The sequence below is a fragment of the Microbacterium sp. zg-YB36 genome, assembly GCF_024623575.2.
Taxonomy (GTDB): domain Bacteria; phylum Actinomycetota; class Actinomycetes; order Actinomycetales; family Microbacteriaceae; genus Microbacterium.
Genome location: NZ_JANJFD020000010.1, coordinates 12,661 through 32,164 on the forward strand (window position 1 = coordinate 12,661; position 19,504 = coordinate 32,164).

Annotated in this window: 19 protein-coding genes; 8 read left to right on the forward strand and 11 right to left on the reverse strand. The window is 70.6% G+C overall.

The genetic code is table 11. The features are described 5' to 3' along the window. Positions 1-53: 53 nt before the first annotated feature. Positions 54-566, forward strand: a complete 513-nt coding sequence (locus NQ151_RS13805; protein WP_257528435.1) for a hypothetical protein — start codon at positions 54-56, stop codon at positions 564-566. 8 nt (positions 567-574) lie between these two features. Here the strand turns inward: NQ151_RS13805 and NQ151_RS13810 are convergent, their stop codons facing one another. The 8 genes from NQ151_RS13810 to NQ151_RS13845 form a co-directional block, all read right to left on the reverse strand. Continuing rightward, positions 575-2,047 (reverse strand): ABC transporter permease, encoded by a 1,473-nt coding sequence (locus NQ151_RS13810; RefSeq protein WP_257528436.1) that lies wholly within the window; start codon positions 2,045-2,047, stop codon positions 575-577. Continuing rightward, positions 2,044-2,847: an ABC transporter ATP-binding protein gene (locus NQ151_RS13815; RefSeq protein WP_257528437.1), complete on the reverse strand. Its 804-nt coding sequence runs from the start codon at positions 2,845-2,847 to the stop codon at positions 2,044-2,046. The genes NQ151_RS13810 and NQ151_RS13815 overlap by 4 nt, the downstream gene beginning before the upstream one ends. A 97-nt stretch (positions 2,848-2,944) precedes the next feature. Then, positions 2,945-3,721, reverse strand: a complete 777-nt coding sequence (locus NQ151_RS13820) for an ABC transporter permease (RefSeq protein WP_257528438.1) — start codon at positions 3,719-3,721, stop codon at positions 2,945-2,947. After that, the gene (locus tag NQ151_RS13825) at positions 3,718-4,611 is read right to left on the reverse strand and encodes an ABC transporter ATP-binding protein (RefSeq protein WP_257528439.1); all 894 of its coding nucleotides are present in this window, start codon (positions 4,609-4,611) and stop codon (positions 3,718-3,720) included. The genes NQ151_RS13820 and NQ151_RS13825 overlap by 4 nt, the downstream gene beginning before the upstream one ends. After that, positions 4,608-4,904 carry a transcriptional regulator gene (locus NQ151_RS13830; RefSeq protein ID WP_257528440.1) on the reverse strand — a complete coding sequence of 99 codons (297 nt, stop codon included), beginning with the start codon at positions 4,902-4,904 and terminating at the stop codon, positions 4,608-4,610. The genes NQ151_RS13825 and NQ151_RS13830 overlap by 4 nt, the downstream gene beginning before the upstream one ends. Beyond that, complete coding sequence (locus NQ151_RS13835; RefSeq protein ID WP_257528441.1) at positions 4,897-5,586, reverse strand: hypothetical protein; 690 nt, start codon at positions 5,584-5,586, stop codon at positions 4,897-4,899. Before NQ151_RS13835 ends, NQ151_RS13830 begins: the two co-directional genes overlap by 8 nt. Positions 5,587-5,655: 69 nt before the next feature. Next, a complete protein-coding gene (locus NQ151_RS13840) occupies positions 5,656-6,315 on the reverse strand; it encodes a response regulator (protein ID WP_257509047.1) in 660 nt (219 codons plus the stop codon). Next, positions 6,312-7,469 carry a histidine kinase gene (locus NQ151_RS13845; RefSeq protein WP_257509046.1) on the reverse strand — a complete coding sequence of 386 codons (1,158 nt, stop codon included), beginning with the start codon at positions 7,467-7,469 and terminating at the stop codon, positions 6,312-6,314. Before NQ151_RS13845 ends, NQ151_RS13840 begins: the two co-directional genes overlap by 4 nt. A gap of 129 nt (positions 7,470-7,598) precedes the next feature. Between NQ151_RS13845 and NQ151_RS13850 the strand changes: the two genes are divergently transcribed. The 5 genes from NQ151_RS13850 to NQ151_RS13870 are packed head-to-tail and all read left to right on the forward strand — an operon-like array spanning position 7,599 to position 13,785. Then, the gene (locus tag NQ151_RS13850; RefSeq protein WP_257509045.1) at positions 7,599-8,447 is read left to right on the forward strand and encodes a nitrilase-related carbon-nitrogen hydrolase; all 849 of its coding nucleotides are present in this window, start codon (positions 7,599-7,601) and stop codon (positions 8,445-8,447) included. Between the two features lie 2 nt (positions 8,448-8,449). Further along, on the forward strand, positions 8,450-9,886 hold the full coding sequence (hydA, locus tag NQ151_RS13855; protein ID WP_257528442.1) for a dihydropyrimidinase: 1,437 nt from the start codon (positions 8,450-8,452) through the stop codon (positions 9,884-9,886). An 8-nt stretch (positions 9,887-9,894) separates the two neighbouring features. After that, entirely contained in the window at positions 9,895-10,911 is a 1,017-nt protein-coding gene (locus tag NQ151_RS13860) for a TIGR03842 family LLM class F420-dependent oxidoreductase (protein ID WP_257509043.1), read from the forward strand. Between the two features lie 17 nt (positions 10,912-10,928). Further along, positions 10,929-12,233, forward strand: a complete 1,305-nt coding sequence (locus NQ151_RS13865) for an aspartate aminotransferase family protein (RefSeq protein WP_257528443.1) — start codon at positions 10,929-10,931, stop codon at positions 12,231-12,233. 16 nt (positions 12,234-12,249) lie between these two features. Beyond that, positions 12,250-13,785, forward strand: a complete 1,536-nt coding sequence (locus NQ151_RS13870; protein WP_257509041.1) for a CoA-acylating methylmalonate-semialdehyde dehydrogenase — start codon at positions 12,250-12,252, stop codon at positions 13,783-13,785. Between the two features lie 142 nt (positions 13,786-13,927). Here NQ151_RS13870 and NQ151_RS13875 read toward each other — a convergent pair whose 3' ends face one another. Continuing rightward, positions 13,928-14,878, reverse strand: coding sequence for a diacylglycerol/lipid kinase family protein (locus NQ151_RS13875; RefSeq protein WP_257528444.1), 951 nt, complete (start codon positions 14,876-14,878; stop codon positions 13,928-13,930). 125 nt (positions 14,879-15,003) lie between these two features. On the opposite strand from NQ151_RS13875, the gene NQ151_RS13880 reads away from it, so the two are divergent. Beyond that, positions 15,004-16,437: a DUF6421 family protein gene (locus tag NQ151_RS13880; RefSeq protein WP_257528445.1), complete on the forward strand. Its 1,434-nt coding sequence runs from the start codon at positions 15,004-15,006 to the stop codon at positions 16,435-16,437. Positions 16,438-16,465: 28 nt separating this feature from the next. Here NQ151_RS13880 and NQ151_RS13885 read toward each other — a convergent pair whose 3' ends face one another. After that, positions 16,466-17,872, reverse strand: a complete 1,407-nt coding sequence (locus NQ151_RS13885) for an MFS transporter (protein WP_502883577.1) — start codon at positions 17,870-17,872, stop codon at positions 16,466-16,468. A gap of 70 nt (positions 17,873-17,942) precedes the next feature. On the opposite strand from NQ151_RS13885, the gene NQ151_RS13890 reads away from it, so the two are divergent. Then, a complete protein-coding gene (locus tag NQ151_RS13890) occupies positions 17,943-19,010 on the forward strand; it encodes a threonine aldolase family protein (RefSeq protein WP_257528446.1) in 1,068 nt (355 codons plus the stop codon). Positions 19,011-19,049: 39 nt separating this feature from the next. On the opposite strand, the gene NQ151_RS13895 is transcribed toward NQ151_RS13890, so the two are convergent. Next, positions 19,050-19,454: a GNAT family N-acetyltransferase gene (locus NQ151_RS13895; protein ID WP_257509037.1), complete on the reverse strand. Its 405-nt coding sequence runs from the start codon at positions 19,452-19,454 to the stop codon at positions 19,050-19,052. Positions 19,455-19,504 lie beyond the last annotated feature (50 nt).

Below are 19,504 nucleotides of genomic sequence, written 5' to 3' on the forward strand. Positions count from 1 at the left end.
GGGTGAGCGCGACGTGGGAGCGCTCCCAAGCTACCGGATGCGAGACTGCTCGCATGCGGATTCTGCTGAAGTTGGTTCTGGATTGCGACGCGGATGCCGCGTGGCGCGCCCTGCACTCCCCCCGTGCCGTCGCCGAGCTGTACGGCCCGCTGGTGGAGATGGCCCCGATGGATGCCGCCGGGCTGCCGACCCGGCTGGAGTCCGGAGCCGACATCCCGGTGCGGCTGCGCACCGCCGGTGTGCAGCTGGGGCAGCAGCTCATCCATGTGAGCGACCGCCGCGTGGAGTCGTCCGAGGGCGAGGTACGGGTGATGCGCGACAGCGGCATCCCGCTGACCGGGCCGCTGGCGGCCCTGGACGTGTGGGATCACCAGATGGCGGTCTCGCCCGCGCCCGGCGACCCCGGCCGTACGCTGTGGCGAGAGCGGCTCGTGATCGGCGGCGCCGCGGCCCCGGCGCTGTGGCCGGTGCTGTGGGGCGTGTGGCAGTGGCGGGCCGCACGGCTGCGCACCCTCGCCCGCACGTGGGCGTTCGACCCCGAGCCCCCCGCCGCGCCCGTGCCCTGACCCGGGGCCTACTCGGCGAGGGCGGCGACGGGCGCGACGCGGGTCGCGAGACGGGTGGGGACCACCGCCGCCACGAGCGTGAGCACGGTCGTCGCGGCGACCACCACGACCACCGCGAGCCACGGCACCGCTGGGGCGACGAAGGTCGGCGAGATCCAGTCGGGCGGGGTCTGCACCGAACCCAGCTGCGACTGCGCCGCCGCCCAGCCGTACAGCACCCCGAGCACGAGCCCGAACGCGAGCGCCGTCACCGTCACGTGCACCGCTTCCAGCAGCACCATGAGCCGCACCTGCCCGCCGGTGAATCCCAGCGCGCGCAGCAGCCCGAGTTCGCGGCGCCGTTGCACCACCCCGATCGTCAGCAGGTTGACCAGCCCCACCGCGGCGATCACGGCGCTCACGCCGACGAGCACCATCATCACCGCGGCGAACGAGTCAAGCGTCTGCGAGATGCTCGCATGCACCTCCCCGCCGGAGGACCGCGCCAGCAGCGCCTTCACCGACTCCGTCGCAACGGCGAACATCGTCACCAGCGCGACTCCCATGACGACCCCCATCGCCATGCGGCTGGAGCGCTCCGGGTAGCGCAGCGCATTCTCGGCGGCCAGCCGCGCCGGGGCTGATCCGCCGAACGCGCGTCCGGTCAGCCGTAGCAGCGGCGGCATGACCACGGGCGCGGCGAGGGTCAGTCCGGTGAACGAGAACAGTCCGCCGAAGAACGCGACCACGACACCCAGCGGGGTGATGAGCCCCACCAGGATCCCCCCGGCCAGCAGCAGCACCCCGAGCCCGAGCAGCGCCAGCGCCCAGCGGTTGCGCTGCGGTCGGTGGGCGAGTTGCTCGCGCGTGGCCTCCACCGACCCTCCCAGCGCCTGCAGCGGCGTCACCGCCAGCACCCGCCGGGACCCGGCCCACGCCGCCGCCCACGTCGTCAGCGCGACGGCGATCGCCGGGACGAGCAGCGGGGGGCCCGCCGCGACGTACCCGGCGTCGACACCGCTGAGACGATCGAGCGCGGGCATCGCGACGACGCACGCGCCGGTGCCGCCCACCAGGCCCAGGAACGCCCCGATCGCGCCGACGGCGAGGCCCTGCCCCGCCACCTGCGCGCGCTGCGACGACGCCGATGCCCCGATCAGCCGCAGCAGGGCGATCTGCCGGGTGCGCCCCGCGACGATCGTGGCGAACGTGTTGGCGGTGACCAGCGCGCCGACGTACACGGACACGGCCACCAGCACGATGCTGAGGATCCCCACGACCAGCGTGAGGGTCTCGCTGTCGCCGTAGAACGGATCCGCGTGCAGCACCGCCGCGAGGTACCCGGTCGCCGTCAGCAGCACCACCCCGAACGCGGCGGAGATCGCCGACACCAGCACGGTCGCCCCCATCCCCCGTTCGCGCAGCCACGCCAGACGAGTGGATGCCGCGCCCCGCGGCCCTGCGCCGCCGGCGACCGCGGTACCGGCGACGACGGCGGTCATGCCCGCACCCCGTCGCTGCCCAGCGCCGTACCGCCCAGCGCGGCGGCGATCTCGGTGTCCAGCATGAATGCCGAGATCTCCTCGGCGCTCTGCCGCGGCTTGTCGGCGACGATGCGGCCGTCGGCGAGGAAGATCACCCGGTCGGCGTGGGCGGCGGCCCCGGGATCGTGCGTGACCATCGCGATCGACTGCCCGCGGTCGCGGGATGCCGACGCCAGCAGGCTCAGCACCTCCCGGCCGCTGCGGGAGTCGAGGTTGCCGGTGGGCTCGTCGGCGAACACCAGGTCGGGGCCGGTGGCCAGCGCCCGGGCGATCGCGACGCGCTGCTGCTGTCCGCCGGAGAGTTCGTGCGGGCGGTGCCCGAGCCGGGCGCCGAGCCCGAGCGTCTCGATGAGCCCGTCGACGCGGGCGCGCTCGACCGCGCTGGGACGACGGCCGTCCAGATCGAACGGCAGCAGGATGTTGCCGATCGCGTCCAGCGTCGGCACGAGGTTGAACCCCTGGAAGACGAACCCGACGCGGCGGCGACGCAAGAGCGTCAGCTCGAGGTCGGACAGCCCGGTGATCTCGGTGTCGCCGATCCAGGTGCGGCCGCTCGTGGCGGCATCCAGTCCCGCCATGACGTGCATCAGGGTGGACTTGCCCGATCCGGAGGGCCCCATGATCGCGGTGAACTCGCCGCGGCGGATGCCGACGGTCACGTCGTCGAGGGCGCGCACGGCGCTGTCGCCGAGGCCGAAGGTCTTGGTGAGGTGCTGCACGCGGGCGGCGAGCCCCAGCTCGGTGGTCGTGATCTCCATGCCACCGAAGCTACGGATCGCTCCCCTCCGGCCGCGTCGGCCCGCAGTGGCATCCCCCTACATCGCAAGGATGATCCCGCGCTCAGCGCCCGCCCAGTCAGCGGAAGCGACGCCCCTCGTCGCGACGGAACATCACGAGCGCCAGCGACAGCAGTGCCGCCGTCCAGCCGATCACGCCGACCCACGCCCACCACTGCAGGTCGCCGCCCTGCACCGCCCACACCACGACCTCCCGCGCGTGGCGTGACGGGAACCACATCGACAGGGTGTTCAGCCAGTCCGCGAACAGCGCCGGCGGCAGGAACAGCCCGCCGCCGAACGCGAACCCGAACATGACGATCTGCACCACGGCGATCGCCGCCTTCATGGGCATCGTGTAACCGATGACGGTGCCGATGAGCATGAACGGCAGCGCCGTGATCGCCAGCGCGACGAACCCGGCCAGCAGCCGCGCCGGCGACGCGGTCGCCGCGGTCGTGAGCGCCCCCACGATGATGACCGGGAGGATCGCGACGAGTCCGAGGGCGCCGGTGGAGAAGATCTGGGCGAGCACTCGCGCCAGCCCGCCGGCGGGAAGGGTGCGCAGATACGGGTCCCATGGCTTCTCGCGGTTCTCGGCGATGGTCAGCCCGAAGCTGAACAGCCCGTTGGTCATCACGGCGAACACCGACAACGAGATCACGGCCTGCGTGGCCATCACGGGGTCCTCCGCGACCGACCGGCTGGGGACGACGAAGAACAGCAGGGCCAGGGCGGGGAAGACGAGCGACCCGATCAGGGCGATCGGGATGCGCATCGTCTCGACCAGCGAGTACTTCGCGTGCAGAGCGGTCATGCGCACCAGCCCCGGGGCGCGCAGTGCGGTGTCGGTCATGATCGGCTCGCTTCCGATGCGGTCAGCGACAGGAACGCCTCTTCGAGGGTCGCGCCGCGGACGGTCAGGTCTTCGAAGGGGATGCCGCTGCGCACGAGCGCGCGGACGAAGCCATCGGCGTCGCCGGTGGTGAACACGTCGGCGTCGTCGTCGCGGTCGTGGTGGGCGGCGGGATCGAGGGCGGCGACGCCGCCGGCATCCGTCGTCCGCAGTCGCACGCGACTGCGCCCCACCCGCCGCAGCACCGACGCCAGGACGTCGTCGGCGAGGATGCGGCCGCCGCCGACGACCACGACCCGTTCGGCGAGGGCCTCGATCTCCTCGAGGTAGTGGCTCGTGACCACGACCGTCACGCCGGCGGCGTGCTGGGCGCGGATCGCGTCCCACAGCGCCCGGCGGCCGTCGACGTCCAGCCCCGTGGTGGGTTCGTCCAGCAGCACGAGGTCGGGGGCGCCGACGAACGCGAGCGCGACGCTGACGCGCCGCTTCTGGCCGCCGGAGAGCGACCCGGTCTGCCGGCGCAGCAGGTCTTCGAGCCCGAACTGTTCGGCCAGCTGCGCGGTGGCCACCCGACGTGCGAAGTGTCCGCCGACGAAGTCGATGACCTCCCCCACCCGCAGCGACTCGGGCAGTGCCGTCTCCTGCGGGGTGGAGCCCAACCGCTGCCGGTTGCGCTGGTCGCGGGGGTCGCCGCCGCGCAGCCGCACGGTCCCCGAGGTGGGGCGTCGCAGCCCCTGCAGGAGGGCCAGCAGCGTGGACTTACCGGCGCCGTTGGGTCCGAGCAGCCCCACGATCTGGCCGGGATGGATCTCGAGGGTGACATCGTCGACGGCGATCAGATCGCCGTAGCGTCGGGTCACGCGGTCGAACGAGGCGAGTGCGGTGGTCATGACGGTGCTCCCAGAACGGTGCGGAGGGCGTCGGTGTAATCCTCGAAGGCACGGCGCCCGCGGCGCGACAGCGCCAGATAGGTGATCGGAGTGCGACCCTTGTGCGTCTTCTCCATCACGACGTAGTCGGCCTCTTCGAGCTTGCGCAGGTGAGTGGAGAGGTTGCCTGCGGTCATCTCCAGCAGCTCCTGCAGCCGGGGGAAGGAGATCTGGTCGTCGGGGGCGAGGGTGGCCAGCGCCGCCATGATCCGCAGCCGCGCCTGGGCGTGGATGACGGGATCGAGCTCATCCATGGCGCACCGCCCGGACGACCCGGCGACGCAGCCGCACCAGATGGACGAAGGATGCCGCGGCGAGGATCAGCAGGCCGCCCCCGCCGGCGAGGGCGAGCACGAGGTAGTGGGTGGGTGCGCCGAAGAAGGGTGCCGCGACGCCGATGACCAGCATCCATACGCCCAGCACCAACATCGGCACGGCCCGCCAGATCACGGCCGAGAGCATGTACATGATGCCGCTGAAGATCACGAAGGCGGCCGGGTAGTACAGCCCCGCCAGTTCCGCGCTCATGCCGTTGGCGATGAGCCCCTGCCCGAGTCCCCCGATGGCGAGGCTGCCGACCATCCAGGTGGCGCCGTAGGTGGCGCCGGTGAACGCCTCCGCACTGGAGCCGCGCACACCGCGACCGGAGCGGATGCCGAGCACGGTCGACAGCGCGATGGCGCCGACCAGCAGCACGGTGAAGACCGTCACGCCCACCGGCACCGGCAGCGAGAACGCCGGGGCGAGCCCGTCGATGAGCCACAGGGCGCCGAACCCGACGAGCCAGGCGATGCCCCACACCGCGACGATGACGGGCACGAAGGCGCCCATCTGCGACTCGACGCTGCGCTGCTGGTCTGCCAGTAGGGCGAGCATCTCGGGGGCGGAGAGCGGTTCGTCGTCGGACGGCGACGCGGGCAGGGGCACGGTAGGCATATGTACTTTGTACCGCAAACTACTCTGCATGCACAAGGGGTCTGTGCCACAGTCTCCCTGCGCGCCGGGTCAGACCAGGCCGTGTTGGAAGGCGAACACGACCAGTTGCACCCTGTCGCGCAGGCCCAGCTTGGCCAGGATGCGGCTGATGTGCGTCTTCACCGTCGCCTCGGAGAGGAACTCCCGCGCCGCGATCTCGGCGTTGCTGAGCCCCCGCGCGGCGAGCGCGAAGATCTCCCGCTCCCGGTCGGTGAGCGCGCCGAACTGCGGCGGCACGGGGCGGGCGGGCTCGGCGAACTGGGTGAACAGGGCGCGGGTGGCCGCCGCCGCGATGACGGCGGAGCCGGCGTGCACCGTGCGGATCGCGCCGAGCAAGAATTCCGGCTCGGCATCCTTCAGCAGGAATCCGCTGGCCCCCTGCCGAATCGCGCGGGCGGCGGCCTCGTCAAGGTCGAACGTGGTGAGCATGACGATGCGCGGGGCGGCGCCGTCAAGCACCGGGTCGGCCAGCAGCTCGGCGGTCGCGGTGAGGCCGTCCATCACCGGCATCCGGATGTCCATCAGCACGATGTCCGGCCGGGTGCTGCGGACGACAGCGAGCGCCTCCCGGCCGTCGGAGGCCTCACCCACGACCTGCAGGTCCGGCTGGGAGTCGACCAGCATGCGGATGCCGGCGCGGAACAGCGCCTGGTCGTCCACCAGGACCACGCGGATCACCCCGGCGCTCATGCTGCCGCCCCGATCGGGAGGGTCGCCCGCACGACGAAGGCGCGGCCTTCCGCCGTGGCATCCAAGTGCCCGCCGACGAGCTGCGCGCGCTCGCGCATGCCGATGAGGCCATGCCCTCGCCCGGCGCTCTCCGACGGCGAGGCGCCCTCGGGCAGCGGATTTCCGACCGACAGCGTCACCCGGCCGGGATGCCACGCCAGCCACACCTGCACGGGACCGCGGCCGCCGTGGCGCATCGCGTTGGTGAGCGCCTCCTGCAGGATGCGGTACACCGCCAGTTGCACGGCTGCCGGCGGCTCGCCCGGCGGCATCGGATGCACCGTGACCCGCAGGTCGACGCCCGCGGCGCGCACCTGCGCGTACAGCTCCTCGAGGTCGGCGATCGTGGGCTGCGGCCCCTCACCCTGGCTGTGGCGCAGCTGCGTCAGCAGCAGTCGCACGTCCGACAGCGCCGACCGCGCGGTCGTGGAGATGGTGCCCAGCGCGGTCGTCGCCGCCTGCGGGTTCGCCGCCGCGGCATACCGGGCGCCGTCGGCCTGGGCGATCACGACCGCGAGCGAATGCGCCACGACGTCGTGCATGTCGCGGGCGATGCGCACCCGCTCCTGCTCCGTGACCGTCTCCGCCTCGGCGGCCACCTGAGCCTTGCGGTTCTCGCGGGCGCGGATGGCGGTGCGCACGAGGGCACCGGTCGTCCACGACAGTCCCAGCCCGAACAGCGCGGCGATCAGCACCGCGACTCCCGTGCTGATGGCGCCGGCGAAGTCCGCCGCGGGCAGGATGAGGTACCACGCGATCACGACGGCGCCGACGATGACCGAGGCGAAGCCCGCCCAGAACACCCGCCGGGTGCCGTACGCGGCGGTGGCATACAGCACCGCGAAGATCGCGACGTCGGCGAAGCCGGGACCGCGCGTGAACGCCATCTGCACGATGGCGCCGGACCAGGCCAGGCCCAGTGCCAGCGGGGGCGAGAAGCGCCGCACCGCCAGGGCCGACGTCATCGCCAGCACCACCAGCGCCGCGGAGAGATCGTTGTACCCGAAGCTGGAATTCTGGCCGGCGACCATCTCCGCGGGCAGCGCGACCATCGCGAACAGGACCGCCACGACGACGTCGACGACGATCTGGTAGGGCTTCAACTCGCGGAACACCCCTCGACGCTACGGGACCGGTGGATGCCGCGGCATCCGCCGTGAGATGTATCCGCCCCGGGAAAATCACCTCTACCGCATTCGGGGACCAGCACTTACGCTCACGTCACAACAGCCATGGAGGCGACGATGACGACGGTACGCGCAGCGATCACGCAGACCACGTGGACGGGCGACAAGGCTTCGATGCTCGACAAGCATGAGCAGTTCGCACGGGATGCCGCGGCGCAGGGGGCGCAGGTGCTCTGCTTCCAGGAGCTGTTCTACGGTCCCTACTTCGGCATCACCCAGGACAAGAAGTACTACCGCTACGCCGAACCGGCCGACGGTCCCGTCGTGCAGCGGTTCGCCGCGCTGGCGAAAGAACTGGGGGTGGTCACGGTGCTGCCCATCTACGAGGAGCAGCAGACCGGGGTGTACTTCAACACCTCCGTTCTCGTGGATGCCGACGGCACGGTGCTCGGCAAATACCGCAAGAACCACATCCCGCACGTGGAGAAGTTCTGGGAGAAGTTCTACTTCCGCCCGGGCAACCTCGGCTATCCGGTCTTCGAGACCGCCGTCGGGCGCATCGGGATGTACATCTGCTACGACCGGCACTTCCCCGAGGGGTGGCGGGCGCTGGGCCTGAACGGCGCGCACATGGTCTTCAACCCGAACGCCACCAAACCCGGCCTGTCCAACCGGCTGTGGGAGATCGAGCAGCCGGCGGCGGCCGTCGCCAACGGCTACTTCGTGCTCGCACCCAACCGGGTGGGGCGGGAGGACAACGAGTACGGCGAGGAGGCGGTGACCTTCTACGGCACCAGCCAGGTCGTCGACCCCCGGGGCAACTACGTCGGGGCGCTCGGGTCCGCCGATCGAGAGGAGATCCTGGTGCGCGACCTCGACCTGGACCTGGTGCAGGCCATGCGCGACGACTGGCAGTTCTACCGGGACCGCCGCCCCGACACCTACGCCGACCTCACGGCGCCGTGATCATGGCCACCACCCTGATCCGCGGTGGCACCGTCGTCTCGGCCACCGGCCGGGCTTCCGCCGACGTGCTCATCGACGGCGAGACCATCGTCGCGGTGCTCGCGCCCGGTTCGGCCCTGCTCGGCACCGACATCGCGGCATCCGTCGACACCGTCATCGACGCCACCGGCAAGTACGTCATCCCCGGCGGAATCGACGCTCATACGCACATGCAGCTGCCGTTCGGCGGCACCGCCGCCAGCGACACCTTCGAGACCGGCACCCGCGCCGCAGCGTGGGGCGGGACGACGACGATCGTCGACTTCGCCGTGCAGCGCACCGGCGAGCGCGTCGAGGAGGGCCTCGCGCATTGGCATGAGCTGGCCGACGGGCAGTGCGCGATCGACTACGGCTTCCACCAGATCATCGGCGGGGTGGACGAGCAGTCCCTCATCGCCCTGCCGAAGCTCGTGGACGAAGGCATCACGAGCTTCAAGCTGTTCATGGCCTACCCGGGGGTGTTCTACTCCGACGACGGCCAGGTGCTGCAGGCCATGCAGAGCTCCGCCGCCACCGGGATGCTCACGATGATGCACGCCGAGAACGGCCCGGCGATCGATGTGCTGGCGGCGCAGCTGGCGGATGCCGGCAAGAAGGCGCCGTACTACCACGGCATCGCCCGCGCGTGGCAGCTGGAGGAGGAGGCCACACACCGCGCGATCATGCTGGCGAACGTCACCGGCGCCCCGCTGTACGTCGTGCACGTGTCGGCCAAGCAGGCCGTGCAGCAGCTCGCGTGGGCGCGCGATCAGGGCTGGAACGTCTTCGGCGAGACCTGCCCGCAGTACCTGTACCTGTCGCTGGAGGAGCAGCTGGGCGCGTTCAGCCGGGAGTGGGGCCAGTTCGAGGGCGCCAAGTGGGTGTGCTCCACGCCGCTGCGCTCGCGGGCCGAGGGACATCAGGACCACATGTGGCAGGCGCTGCGCACCAACGACCTGCAGATGGTCTCCACCGATCACTGCCCGTTCTGCATGAAGGGGCAGAAGGAGCTGGGCCGGGACGACTTCCGGGCGATCCCCAACGGCATCGGCTCCATCGAGCACCGCATGGATCTGATGTACCAGGGCGTCGTGACGGGCAAGCTCACGCTCGAGCGGTGGGTGGAGCTGACCTCCACGACGCCGGCCCGCATGTTCGGCATGTACGGCAGGAAAGGCGTCATCCAGCCCGGCGCCGACGGCGACATCGTGATCTACGACCCGAACGGGCACACCTCCATCGGGTACGGCAAGACCCACCACATGAACATGGATTACTCCGCGTGGGAGGGGTTCGAGGTCGACGGGCACGTGGACACCGTGCTGTCCCGCGGCAAGGTCATCGTCGACGACGGCCGCTACCTCGGCACCAAAGGCGACGGCCGGTTCGTGCGCCGCGGCCTGAGCCAGTACCTCAGCTAGGGAGCGCCATGGACTTCGGTGTCGTCCTGCAGACCAACCCGCCCGCCGCCCGCACGGTGCAGCTGGCCCAGCTCGCCGAAGCGCACGGCTTCAGTCACGTCTGGACGTTCGACTCGCATCTGCTGTGGGAAGAGCCGTACGTGATCCACTCCGCGATCCTCGCCGCCACCCACCGGGTGACGGTCGGCCCGTTCGTCACGAACCCCGCCACGCGCGACTGGACCGTCACGGCATCGGTGTTCGCCACCCTCAACGAGATGTACGGCAACCGCACCATCTGCGGCATCGGCCGCGGCGACTCCGCGGTGCGGGTCACGAACGGCAAACCGGTCTCGATCGCCGAGCTGCGCGAATCGATTCACGTCATCCGGGAGCTGGCCAACTCCCGGCCGGTGCAGTACCACGGCGCCACGCTGCAGTTCCCGTGGAGCCGCGGGTCGCGCCTGGACGTCTGGGTCGCCGCGTACGGTCCCCTCGCGCTCAAGCTCGCCGGCGAGGTCGGCGACGGCTTCATCCTGCAGCTGGCGGACGTGGACATCGCCGCGTGGATGATCAAGACGGTCAAGGATGCCGCCGCGGCGGCCGGCCGCGACCCCGAATCGATCGCCTTCTGCGTCGCCGCGCCCATGTACATCGGCGACGACGCCGCCCACATGCGAGACCAGTGCCGCTGGTTCGGCGGGATGGTCGGCAACCACGTCGCCGACATCGTGGCGAAGTACGGCCACCACGGCGACGTGCCCCAAGCGCTCACCGACTACGTCTCCGGCCGCGCCGGCTACGACTACAACACCCACGGCAGAGCAGGCAACGACCACGTCGACTTCGTTCCCGACGCGATCATCGACCGGTTCTGCATCCTCGGTACCGCAGGCGACCACATCGCCCGGCTCGAGCAGCTGCGCGCGATCGGGGTCACCCAGTTCGCCGGCTACCTGCAGCACGACAACAAGGAAGAGACGCTGCGGGTGTACGGCGAGACCGTCATCCCGGCCCTTTCCCCGCACATCACGGCGAAACGATGACCCAAGAAAGGGCAGAGATGACCGACCCCCGAGACGAACGCGCACTGGCACTGGACCGGGCGCACGTCTTCCACTCCTGGTCCGCCCAGGCCGCGCCGTCCCCCGTCGTCGTCGCCGGAGGGCAGGGCAGCCGTGTCTGGGACCACTCCGGCCACAGCTACCTGGACTTCTCGAGCCAGATGGTCAACGTCAACATCGGCCACCAGCATCCGGCCGTCATCGAGGCGATCCGCGGGCAGGCGAGCCGGCTGGTGACGATCGCCCCCTCCACCGCGAACCTCACTCGGGGCGAGGCCGCCGCCCGCATCGTCGCGCACGCACCGGAGGGCATGAGCAAGGTGTTCTTCACCAACGGCGGCGCCGATGCCATCGAGAACGCGATCCGCCTCGCCAGGCTCCACACCGGACGCGACAAGGTGCTCTCCCGCTACCGCTCGTACCACGGCAACACCGGGGCGGCGATCGTCGCGACCGGGGACTGGCGTCGTATCCCCAACGAGTTCGCGCGCGGCCACGTGCACTTCTTCGGGCCCTACCTGTACCGCTCCGAGTTCTGGGCGACGACGCCGGAAGAAGAGTCGGCGCGGGCCCTTCACCACCTGGAGCGGGTGGTGCAGGCCGAGGGCCCTTCGGGTATCGCGGCGATCCTGCTGGAGTCGCTGCCGGGGACCGCCGGCATCCTGGTGCAGCCGCCCGGCTACCTCGCCGGGGTGCGGGAGATCTGCGACCGGTACGGCATCCTCCTCATCCTCGATGAGGTGATGTCGGGCTTCGGCCGCACCGGCAAGTGGTTCGCGTTCGAGGGGCACGACACCCGCCCCGACCTCATCGCCTTCGCGAAGGGGGTCAATTCCGGCTACGTGCCCGTCGGCGGGGTCATCATCTCGGACGAGATCGCCGCGACGTTCGACGAGCGGGTCTTCCCCGGGGGCCTGACCTACTCCGGGCATCCGCTGGCCGCGGCATCCATCGTCGCCACGCTCGATGCGATGGCGTCCGAGGGCATCGTCGACAACGCCCGGCGGATCGGCGAGGACGTGCTGGGACCGGCGCTGGCCGGGCTCGCCGACCGGCACGAGGCTATCGGCGAAGTGCGCGGCGAAGGGGTGTTCTGGGCGCTGGAGCTCGTCGCCGACCGCACCACGCGTGAGCCGCTCCCGGCGGCGACGATCGGCGCCCTCAAACAGGGCCTGATCGCCGCGGGCCTGCTGCCGTTCACGGCGGAGAACCGCATCCACGTCGTCCCGCCGTGCGTCGTGACCGACGCCGAGGTCGCCGAGGCCATCGACATCTACGACACCGTCTTCGGCTCCCTGCTCTGACGGTTTCATGACACGGATGCCGCGACCCGCGGCATCCGGAGGGAAGGGACACAACGACGTGAACGACATCCTCGACCACTGGGTCCGCGGCACCTCGTGGGCGGGCGCATCGACGCGCACCGGCCCCGTCTACAACCCCGCGCTGGGCACGGTGCAGAAAGAAGTGCGCCTGGCCACCGCCGCCGACGTCGACGTGGCCGTCACCGTCGCCGCCGACGCGTGGCAGGACTGGCGCGACTCGTCCATAGCCAAGCGCACCGCGGTGATGTTCGCGTTCCGTGAGCTGCTGCACGCCCGCAAGGACGAGCTGGCGCACATCCTCACCGCCGAGCACGGCAAGGTGCTCTCCGACGCGCACGGCGAGATCGCCCGCGGCATGGAGGTGGTGGAGTTCGCATGCGGGCTGGGGCACCTCACCAAGGGCGCCTATTCGGAGAACGCCTCCAGCGGCGTCGACGTGTATACGCTGCGGCAGTCGCTCGGGGTCGTCGGGATCATCAGCCCGTTCAACTTCCCCGCGATGGTGCCGCTGTGGTTCTTCTCCATCGCGCTCGCCGCCGGCAACGCCGTCGTGCTCAAGCCCAGCGAGAAGGACCCGTCGGCGGCGAACTGGCTCGCCGCGCTACTGCGGGAGGCGGGGCTGCCCGACGGCGTGTTCAACGTCGTCCACGGCGACAAGGAGGCCGTCGATGCGCTGCTGGCCCACCCCCAGGTGCGGTCGATCTCGTTCGTCGGGTCGACGCCGATCGCGAAGTACGTGTACGAGACCGCGACCGGCCACGGCAAACGGGTGCAGGCGCTGGGCGGGGCGAAGAACCACATGCTCGTGCTCCCCGATGCCGACCTCGACCTCGCTGCCGACGCCGCCGTCAACGCCGGGTTCGGCTCTGCCGGCGAGCGCTGCATGGCCATCTCGGTCGTGCTGGCCGTGGACACCGTCGCCGACGAGCTCGTGGACAAGATCCGCGAGCGCATGGCGACGCTGCGCACCGGCGACGGCCTGCGCGGCAGCGACATGGGGCCGCTCATCACCGGCGCGCATCGCGACAAGGTCGCCTCGTACATCGATGCCGCCGCCGGCGACCGTGCCACCGTCGTCGTCGACGGCCGGGGCGTCGATCCCGACGGTGATGCCGCGGGCTTCTGGCTCGGCCCCACCCTGCTGGACCGGGTGCCGACATCGTCGGCGGCGTACCGCGACGAGATCTTCGGGCCGGTGCTGTCGGTCGTGCGCGTGGACGGGTACGAAGAGGGCCTGGACGTGATCAACCGCAGCCCGTACGGCAACGGCACGGCGATCTTCACCAACGACGGCGGCGCCGCCCGCCGCTTCCAGCGCGACGTGCAGGTGGGCATGATCGGCATCAACGTGCCGATCCCGGTGCCAGTGGCCTACCACTCGTTCGGCGGCTGGAAGGCGTCGCTGTTCGGCGACGCGAAGGCATACGGGCCGCACGGGTTCGACTTCTTCACCGCCGAGAAGGCAGTCACGAGCCGGTGGCTGGACCCATCGCACGGCGGCCTGAACCTGGGCTTCCCGCAGCACGACTGAGCCGCCCGCCCATCGAGGGCTCTTGCCGGGCGGAGGGGATCCGCCCGAATGCGGCGCCTGCCCGGAATCCCGCCCTCGCTTCGGCAGATCCCCTCGTTTCGGCGCAGATCGCTCGGGCGGGCGCCCCGCGGGCGCGCGGCGATCAGGGGGCGTAGATGCGCAGGCCCGCCGGGACCGCCCGCACGTCGAGGGTGAAGCCCGCCGGCGACGCCTCCTCCAGCTCGCCGTCGTGCACGTACACCGCCGGCGCGCGACCGGGCAGCACGCGCACGCGCCAGTGTTCTGCGACCTGACGCTCGAACTCCGACGCCGGCGGCAGTACCCGCAGCGCGCGTAGCACCCGCAGCGTGCGCCGTCCGAACGCCAGCGTCGTCATGGCCCGCAGCCGCGAACCGCGGGCGTGGTGCAGCCGCACGTCCAGCACCGGGTCCTCCAGCGACAGCCGCTGCATCATCGCGTGCCGCTGCGGGTCGTTGCGGCCCACCCCGACGAACACCGACCACACCGTGGCGGTGCGTCCCTCGTGACTCACCCGCACCGGCTGGGCCTCCCGGAGCGCGCTGCGGATCGCGCCCAGCCCGCCCAGCCACTTGCCGAGATTCGCCCGCTCGGTGCGCTCGGCGAGGAACTGCGGATACGTTCCCAGCGACACCGCGTTGAGCACCGTGATCGGCTCGCCGCCGTCGACGGCGACCTCGGCGACCACCACGTCGCGAAGCGTCCCCGCGGTGAAGGCCGCCAGTGCGGCATCCACGTCGTCCAGCCCGGCGGAGCGGGCGAAGTGATTGAACGTGCCTCCGGGCAACACCAGCAGCGGCACGTCGTACTGGCGTGCCAGCTGCGCCATGCGCGACACCGACCCGTCGCCGCCGAGGACGCCCAGCGCCCCCGGCCGGTCATCGCAGGCCATCGCCTGTGCCACCGCGTCGCCCAGGTCGTCGTCGGGCCCGAGCTCCCGCACCTGCGCCCGCGGCAGGCGGGTACGGATCACCGGGAGCGGATCGGCGCGCGGCACCGCCTCACCGGCACCACTGTTCGCCAGCAGCAGCAGCCCCTCGCCGTCGGGACGTGCGGGCGCTGTGTCATCGGGCATGATCGCGAGGCTACTGTCTGCAGCGGCCGGGCGAGAACGCTTGACACCACCCGGATAGGCTGGCCGCACCTGACAGCCGCCGGAGCGTGGATGCGCCGGCCAGACCTCGCAGATCGGAGGTTCCCATGTCCATCACTCATGCCCACACCGGTGCTATGAAGGCGATCGTCGGCGAACCCGAGGTCGTCGAGGACGCCGGCACTGTCGAGCACTCGTCCCATTGGCTGGCGCTGAAGGATGCCGCCACGGCGCTGCAGGGGATCCAGGCGCAGGACGGCTCGGTCCCCGACCCGGCCGATCACGGCGACGCGCGCGATCTCGTCGAGGCGATCGTGGCGGCCATCCGCGCCCTGGCGCCGCTGTTCCCGCACGACGGCGAGTACCTCGCCGCGTCCGTGCACGACTTCCAGCGGTGGGCCGACGGTGGGTTCGAGGTACCGAATTTCCTCGCCTCGCTCGTGGCGTTCCAGCCGCAGCGGCAGCGAGTGGACGGCATCCGTCACCTGGTGATCTTCCCGATGTACACGCAGAACGGCTCGCGCAGCCGTTTCGTCGAAGCGGTGCTGGTGGAGGTGATCTGGCCGGAGTTCATCGCCGAGCTGGAGACGCGGTACACCAACGGCCTGTTCGTCTCGCTGCGCCTCGTGGACTTCACCCCCGGGTACGACACCAACTCGGCGGTACTGTTCCCCGAGACGGTCGCGATGCGCGAAATCCCCTCGTTCACGTGGGGGGCGATCTTCCAGGACCGGGAAGCGGCACGCTACCGGCGGGTCGTGCGCGCGGCATCCGACATCACCAAGCTCGACCTTCCGGTCGATGCCGCCCGGCTGCTGCACGATCAGCAGCTGGCGGAGAAGACCTTCGTGATGTGGGATCTCATCCACGACCGCACCCATATGCGCGGCGACCTGCCGTTCGATCCGTTCATGATCAAGCAGCGGATGCCGTATTTCCTCTACTCGCTCGAGGAGCTGCGGTGCGACCTGACGGCGTTCCGCGAGTGCGTCACGATCCAGCGCGAGCTGCAGGCGCGGGTGGATGCCGGTGAGCACCTCTCCGCCGCCGAGGCGGAGACGCTCGATCAGGCGGGCCTCGTGCAGTACGCGGTGATCTTCGACCGGATCTTCCGGTTCGCCATCACCGGCAGCCGCGTGCGCAACTACGACGGGCTGGGCGGGCAGCTGCTGTTCGCGTGGCTGCATCAGCGCGGCGTGCTGCACTGGACCGACACCGCGCTCGCGTTCGACTGGGACGACGTGCCGGCGGCGGTCGTGACCCTGGGCACGGCGATCGACGAGCTGTACTGGCAGTCGATCGACCGGCCCAAGCTCGCGCACTGGCTCGCCGCCTACGAGCTCGTGCGGGGCGTGCTGACGCCGCACCCGGCATCGGCGTGGGCGCAGGGACTGCCGCGCGAGGTGCTCGCGGGGCCGCCGAAGGGCTACACCGACGCGGTGCTGGATGACGAGTTCCCGCTGTCGATGTTCTACGAGGCGCTCGAGAAGAAGATGCGCGACGTCATCGCCTCGACCTCCGGCATCCGCGGCGCGGACTGAACCGACGCCGACCCGCCGACGTCCCCGCTCAACGAGGGGCGTCGGCGGGGTCGGGCACGTCGGCGGCCGGCACCGACTCGGTTTCGCCGGCGTAGTACTGCGACAGTCGCCGGTACGACCGGGTGGTGAACGCCAGCAGCGCGGCGACGACCATGAGGAGCCCGGCGAACACGAACACCAGCGCGATGCCGCGCCCCTGCCCTTCGCCGAGGAGCCAGCCCCACGTGCTCGTTCCGGCATCCGATTCCATGTAGGGGATCACCCAGAACTGCGCGATCGGCGCGATCACGAACGCCGTCACGGGAGCGGCCGCCGACTCGAAGGCCATCGCGAACCCGAACACACGCCCCTGCCGCCGGAACGGCACGACCTTCTGGATGACGGTCTGCTCGGCAGCCTCGACGACGGGGATGAGTGTCATGTAGAGCAGGATGCCGAGGGCATAGAGCCACCACCAGTCGCGGATCGTGAACGCGGCGCCGAGCACGCCCATCGCGATGACCGCGAACAGAATCGTGCGCACCGGATTGCGGCCGAGCCCTCGCGCGGCGATGACGATGCCACCGAGGATGAATCCGATCGCCGTGACCCCGAGCACGATGCCCCAGATCTCGACCGGGAACAGCGTCAGGCCGTACGGGTCCATGAGCGCCATGTAGACGCCGCCGATGAGGTTGTTGAACGTCGAGAAGACGATGAGGGCGAACAGCCCCGGCACCACCGCGATCGCGGCGATGCTGCCGCGGATGTCGACCTTCGCGATGTGACCCTCTACGTGGGCGGGCTCGGTCTCGGGGATGCGCAGGAACACCAGGTGCACCAGCGCCGCCGCGGTGAACGCGATCGCGATGACGATCGTCCACCCCATCCCCAGCAGGCCGATCGCGAGCCCCGAGAAGACGCTCGTGACGACGAACGCGATCCCCTGCACGGCGCCGACCATGCCGTTCGCATTCGCGTGCCGCTCGGTGGGCACCAGCAGCGTCACCGTCGTTGACAGCGCGATGTTGCGCATGTTCTCGATCACGCCGCCGAACAGGATGATGCCGGCGAACAGCCAGAACCAGGGCTGCCCGAGATCGATGAGGTCGGACTCGGGGAACAGCAGGTACAGGATGCCGGCGACGATGAACGCCGCGAGGGACACCAGGCTCGACCCCACCATGGCGCGGTGCTTGCGGTGCCGGTCGACGAGGGTGCCGAACGGGATGGAGAACACCGCGACGAACAGCATGTACGCGCCGCCGATGATGCCGGTGGCCAGCACCGACCGGGTCTCCAGATACGCCCAGAACGTCAGCGCGAACCACAGGAAGCTCGTGGTGATGTTCGCCACGGCGGTGTTGACGAGAACCTGCAGGAACGTGCGCATGCCGCCGGGCGGCGCGAGCCGCTCGGGTCCGACCGCCTCCCCGGCGGGCGCGCCCTCGGTCATGCAGGCGAGGGTACCCAGCGGGGCGGACACTCACCAGGGGTCGCGGGCAACCTGACTAGGCTGAATCCCCGTGACCACCCTCCACGACATCGCCGTCCGCGGCTTCGCCAGCGACAACTACTCCGGCGTGCACCCCGAGGTGCTCGCCGCTATCGGGGCCGCCGGCGGCGGCCACCAGATCGCCTATGGCGAGGATGCCTACACCGCACGGCTGCACGAGGTGTTCGTGCAGCACTTCGGCGAGGGCGTCGAGGCGTTCCCGGTGTTCAACGGCACCGGCGCGAACGTCACCGGACTGCAGTCGATGCTCCCCCGCTGGGGTGCGGTGATCGCCGCCACCACCGCTCACATCAACGTCGACGAGGGCGGGGCACCCGAACGGGTCGCCGGCATCAAGATCCTCGGGGTGCCCACCGATGACGGCAAGCTGACCCCGGAGTTGGTCGACCGTGAGGCGTGGGGCTGGGGCGACGAGCACCGCGCGCAGCCGCTGGTGGTATCGATCACCCAGTCGACCGAGCTCGGCACCCTGTACACCCCCGACGAGATCCGGGCGCTGGCCGACCACGCGCACGAGCGCGGCATGGGGCTGCACCTGGACGGTGCGCGCATCGCGAATGCCGCCGCGGCGCTGGACCTGCCGCTGCGCGCCTTCACGCGCGATGTCGGCGTGGACGTGCTCAGCTTCGGCGGCACCAAGAACGGCGCGATGATCGGCGAGGCCGTCGTGGTGCTGAACCCCGCGGCATCCGAAGGGCTGAAATTCCTGCGCAAGACCAACATGCAGCTGTCATCGAAGATGCGCTTCATCTCGGCTCAGCTGATCGCGCTGCTGGAAGGCGACCTGTGGCTGCGCAACGCGCGGCACTCCAACGCGATGGCCCGGCGGCTGCGCGCGGAGGTCGAGGCGGGGATCGCCGACGGGTCCATCCGCGGCGTGGAATTCACCCAGCCCACCCAGGTCAACGGCGTCTTCGCGACGCTGCCGGCCGGCGTGGCCGATGCGCTCCGGGAGAGCTTCCGCTTCTACGACTGGGATGCCGCCCGGGCCGAGGTGCGCTGGATGTGCTCGTTCGACACCGAGCCCGCCGACGTCGATGCCTTCGTCGCGGAACTGTCGCGCCTGACGCGCGGCTGAGTCGGGGCGACTCCGGCCCGGCGCTCGCTATTGCGCTCGCTATTTCGCAGCGGCTCGCGTCATCGGGACGTGGGGAATGCCATCCTCGACGAAGATCTCTCCAGAGCGGGTGAACCCGAAGCGCTGGTACCAGCGTTCGAGTTGGAGCTGCCCATCCAGGACGATGACCTGTCCGGCGCGTCCGGCAATCGCGCGCCGCATCAGTTCTGCGGCAAGGCCGCGACCGCGGGCCGCCACGGCGGTGGCGACACGTCCGATACGCCAGCCGTCCGCATCTGCCAGAACTCGCAGCGTGGCAAGGACGCTGCCGTCCTCCTCTGCCCAGTGCAAGCGAGCGGCCGGCTCAACGTCCCTGCCATCGAGGTCGTCATATGCGGCACGCTGCTCGACGACGAACACGTCGACTCGGAGCTTCAGAACCGAATACAAGATGATGGGATCCATCTCAGCAGCGGCTGCCTCATGGAAGCTCACGGGCACGTTGAACACTCCTT

Bases quoted from the DNA above. Each gene is read 5' to 3' on its own strand.
- NQ151_RS13860 (WP_257509043.1), top strand. From the start codon at position 9,895: ATGGACTTCGGTGTCGTCCTGCAGACCAACCCGCCCGCCGCCCGCACG.
- NQ151_RS13835 (WP_257528441.1), bottom strand. From the start codon at position 5,586: ATGCCTACCGTGCCCCTGCCCGCGTCGCCGTCCGACGACGAACCGCTC.
- NQ151_RS13815 (WP_257528437.1), bottom strand. From the start codon at position 2,847: ATGGAGATCACGACCACCGAGCTGGGGCTCGCCGCCCGCGTGCAGCAC.
- NQ151_RS13820 (WP_257528438.1), bottom strand. From the start codon at position 3,721: ATGACCGACACCGCACTGCGCGCCCCGGGGCTGGTGCGCATGACCGCT.
- NQ151_RS13850 (WP_257509045.1), top strand. From the start codon at position 7,599: ATGACGACGGTACGCGCAGCGATCACGCAGACCACGTGGACGGGCGAC.
- NQ151_RS13865 (WP_257528443.1), top strand. From the start codon at position 10,929: ATGACCGACCCCCGAGACGAACGCGCACTGGCACTGGACCGGGCGCAC.
- NQ151_RS13880 (WP_257528445.1), top strand. From the start codon at position 15,004: ATGTCCATCACTCATGCCCACACCGGTGCTATGAAGGCGATCGTCGGC.
- NQ151_RS13895 (WP_257509037.1), bottom strand. From the start codon at position 19,454: ATGGATCCCATCATCTTGTATTCGGTTCTGAAGCTCCGAGTCGACGTG.
- NQ151_RS13825 (WP_257528439.1), bottom strand. From the start codon at position 4,611: ATGACCACCGCACTCGCCTCGTTCGACCGCGTGACCCGACGCTACGGC.
- hydA (WP_257528442.1), top strand. From the start codon at position 8,450: ATGGCCACCACCCTGATCCGCGGTGGCACCGTCGTCTCGGCCACCGGC.
- NQ151_RS13810 (WP_257528436.1), bottom strand. From the start codon at position 2,047: ATGACCGCCGTCGTCGCCGGTACCGCGGTCGCCGGCGGCGCAGGGCCG.
- NQ151_RS13870 (WP_257509041.1), top strand. From the start codon at position 12,250: ATGCCGCGACCCGCGGCATCCGGAGGGAAGGGACACAACGACGTGAAC.
- NQ151_RS13830 (WP_257528440.1), bottom strand. From the start codon at position 4,904: ATGGATGAGCTCGATCCCGTCATCCACGCCCAGGCGCGGCTGCGGATC.
- NQ151_RS13885 (WP_502883577.1), bottom strand. From the start codon at position 17,872: ATGACCGAGGGCGCGCCCGCCGGGGAGGCGGTCGGACCCGAGCGGCTC.
- NQ151_RS13805 (WP_257528435.1), top strand. From the start codon at position 54: ATGCGGATTCTGCTGAAGTTGGTTCTGGATTGCGACGCGGATGCCGCG.
- NQ151_RS13840 (WP_257509047.1), bottom strand. From the start codon at position 6,315: ATGAGCGCCGGGGTGATCCGCGTGGTCCTGGTGGACGACCAGGCGCTG.
- NQ151_RS13875 (WP_257528444.1), bottom strand. From the start codon at position 14,878: ATGCCCGATGACACAGCGCCCGCACGTCCCGACGGCGAGGGGCTGCTG.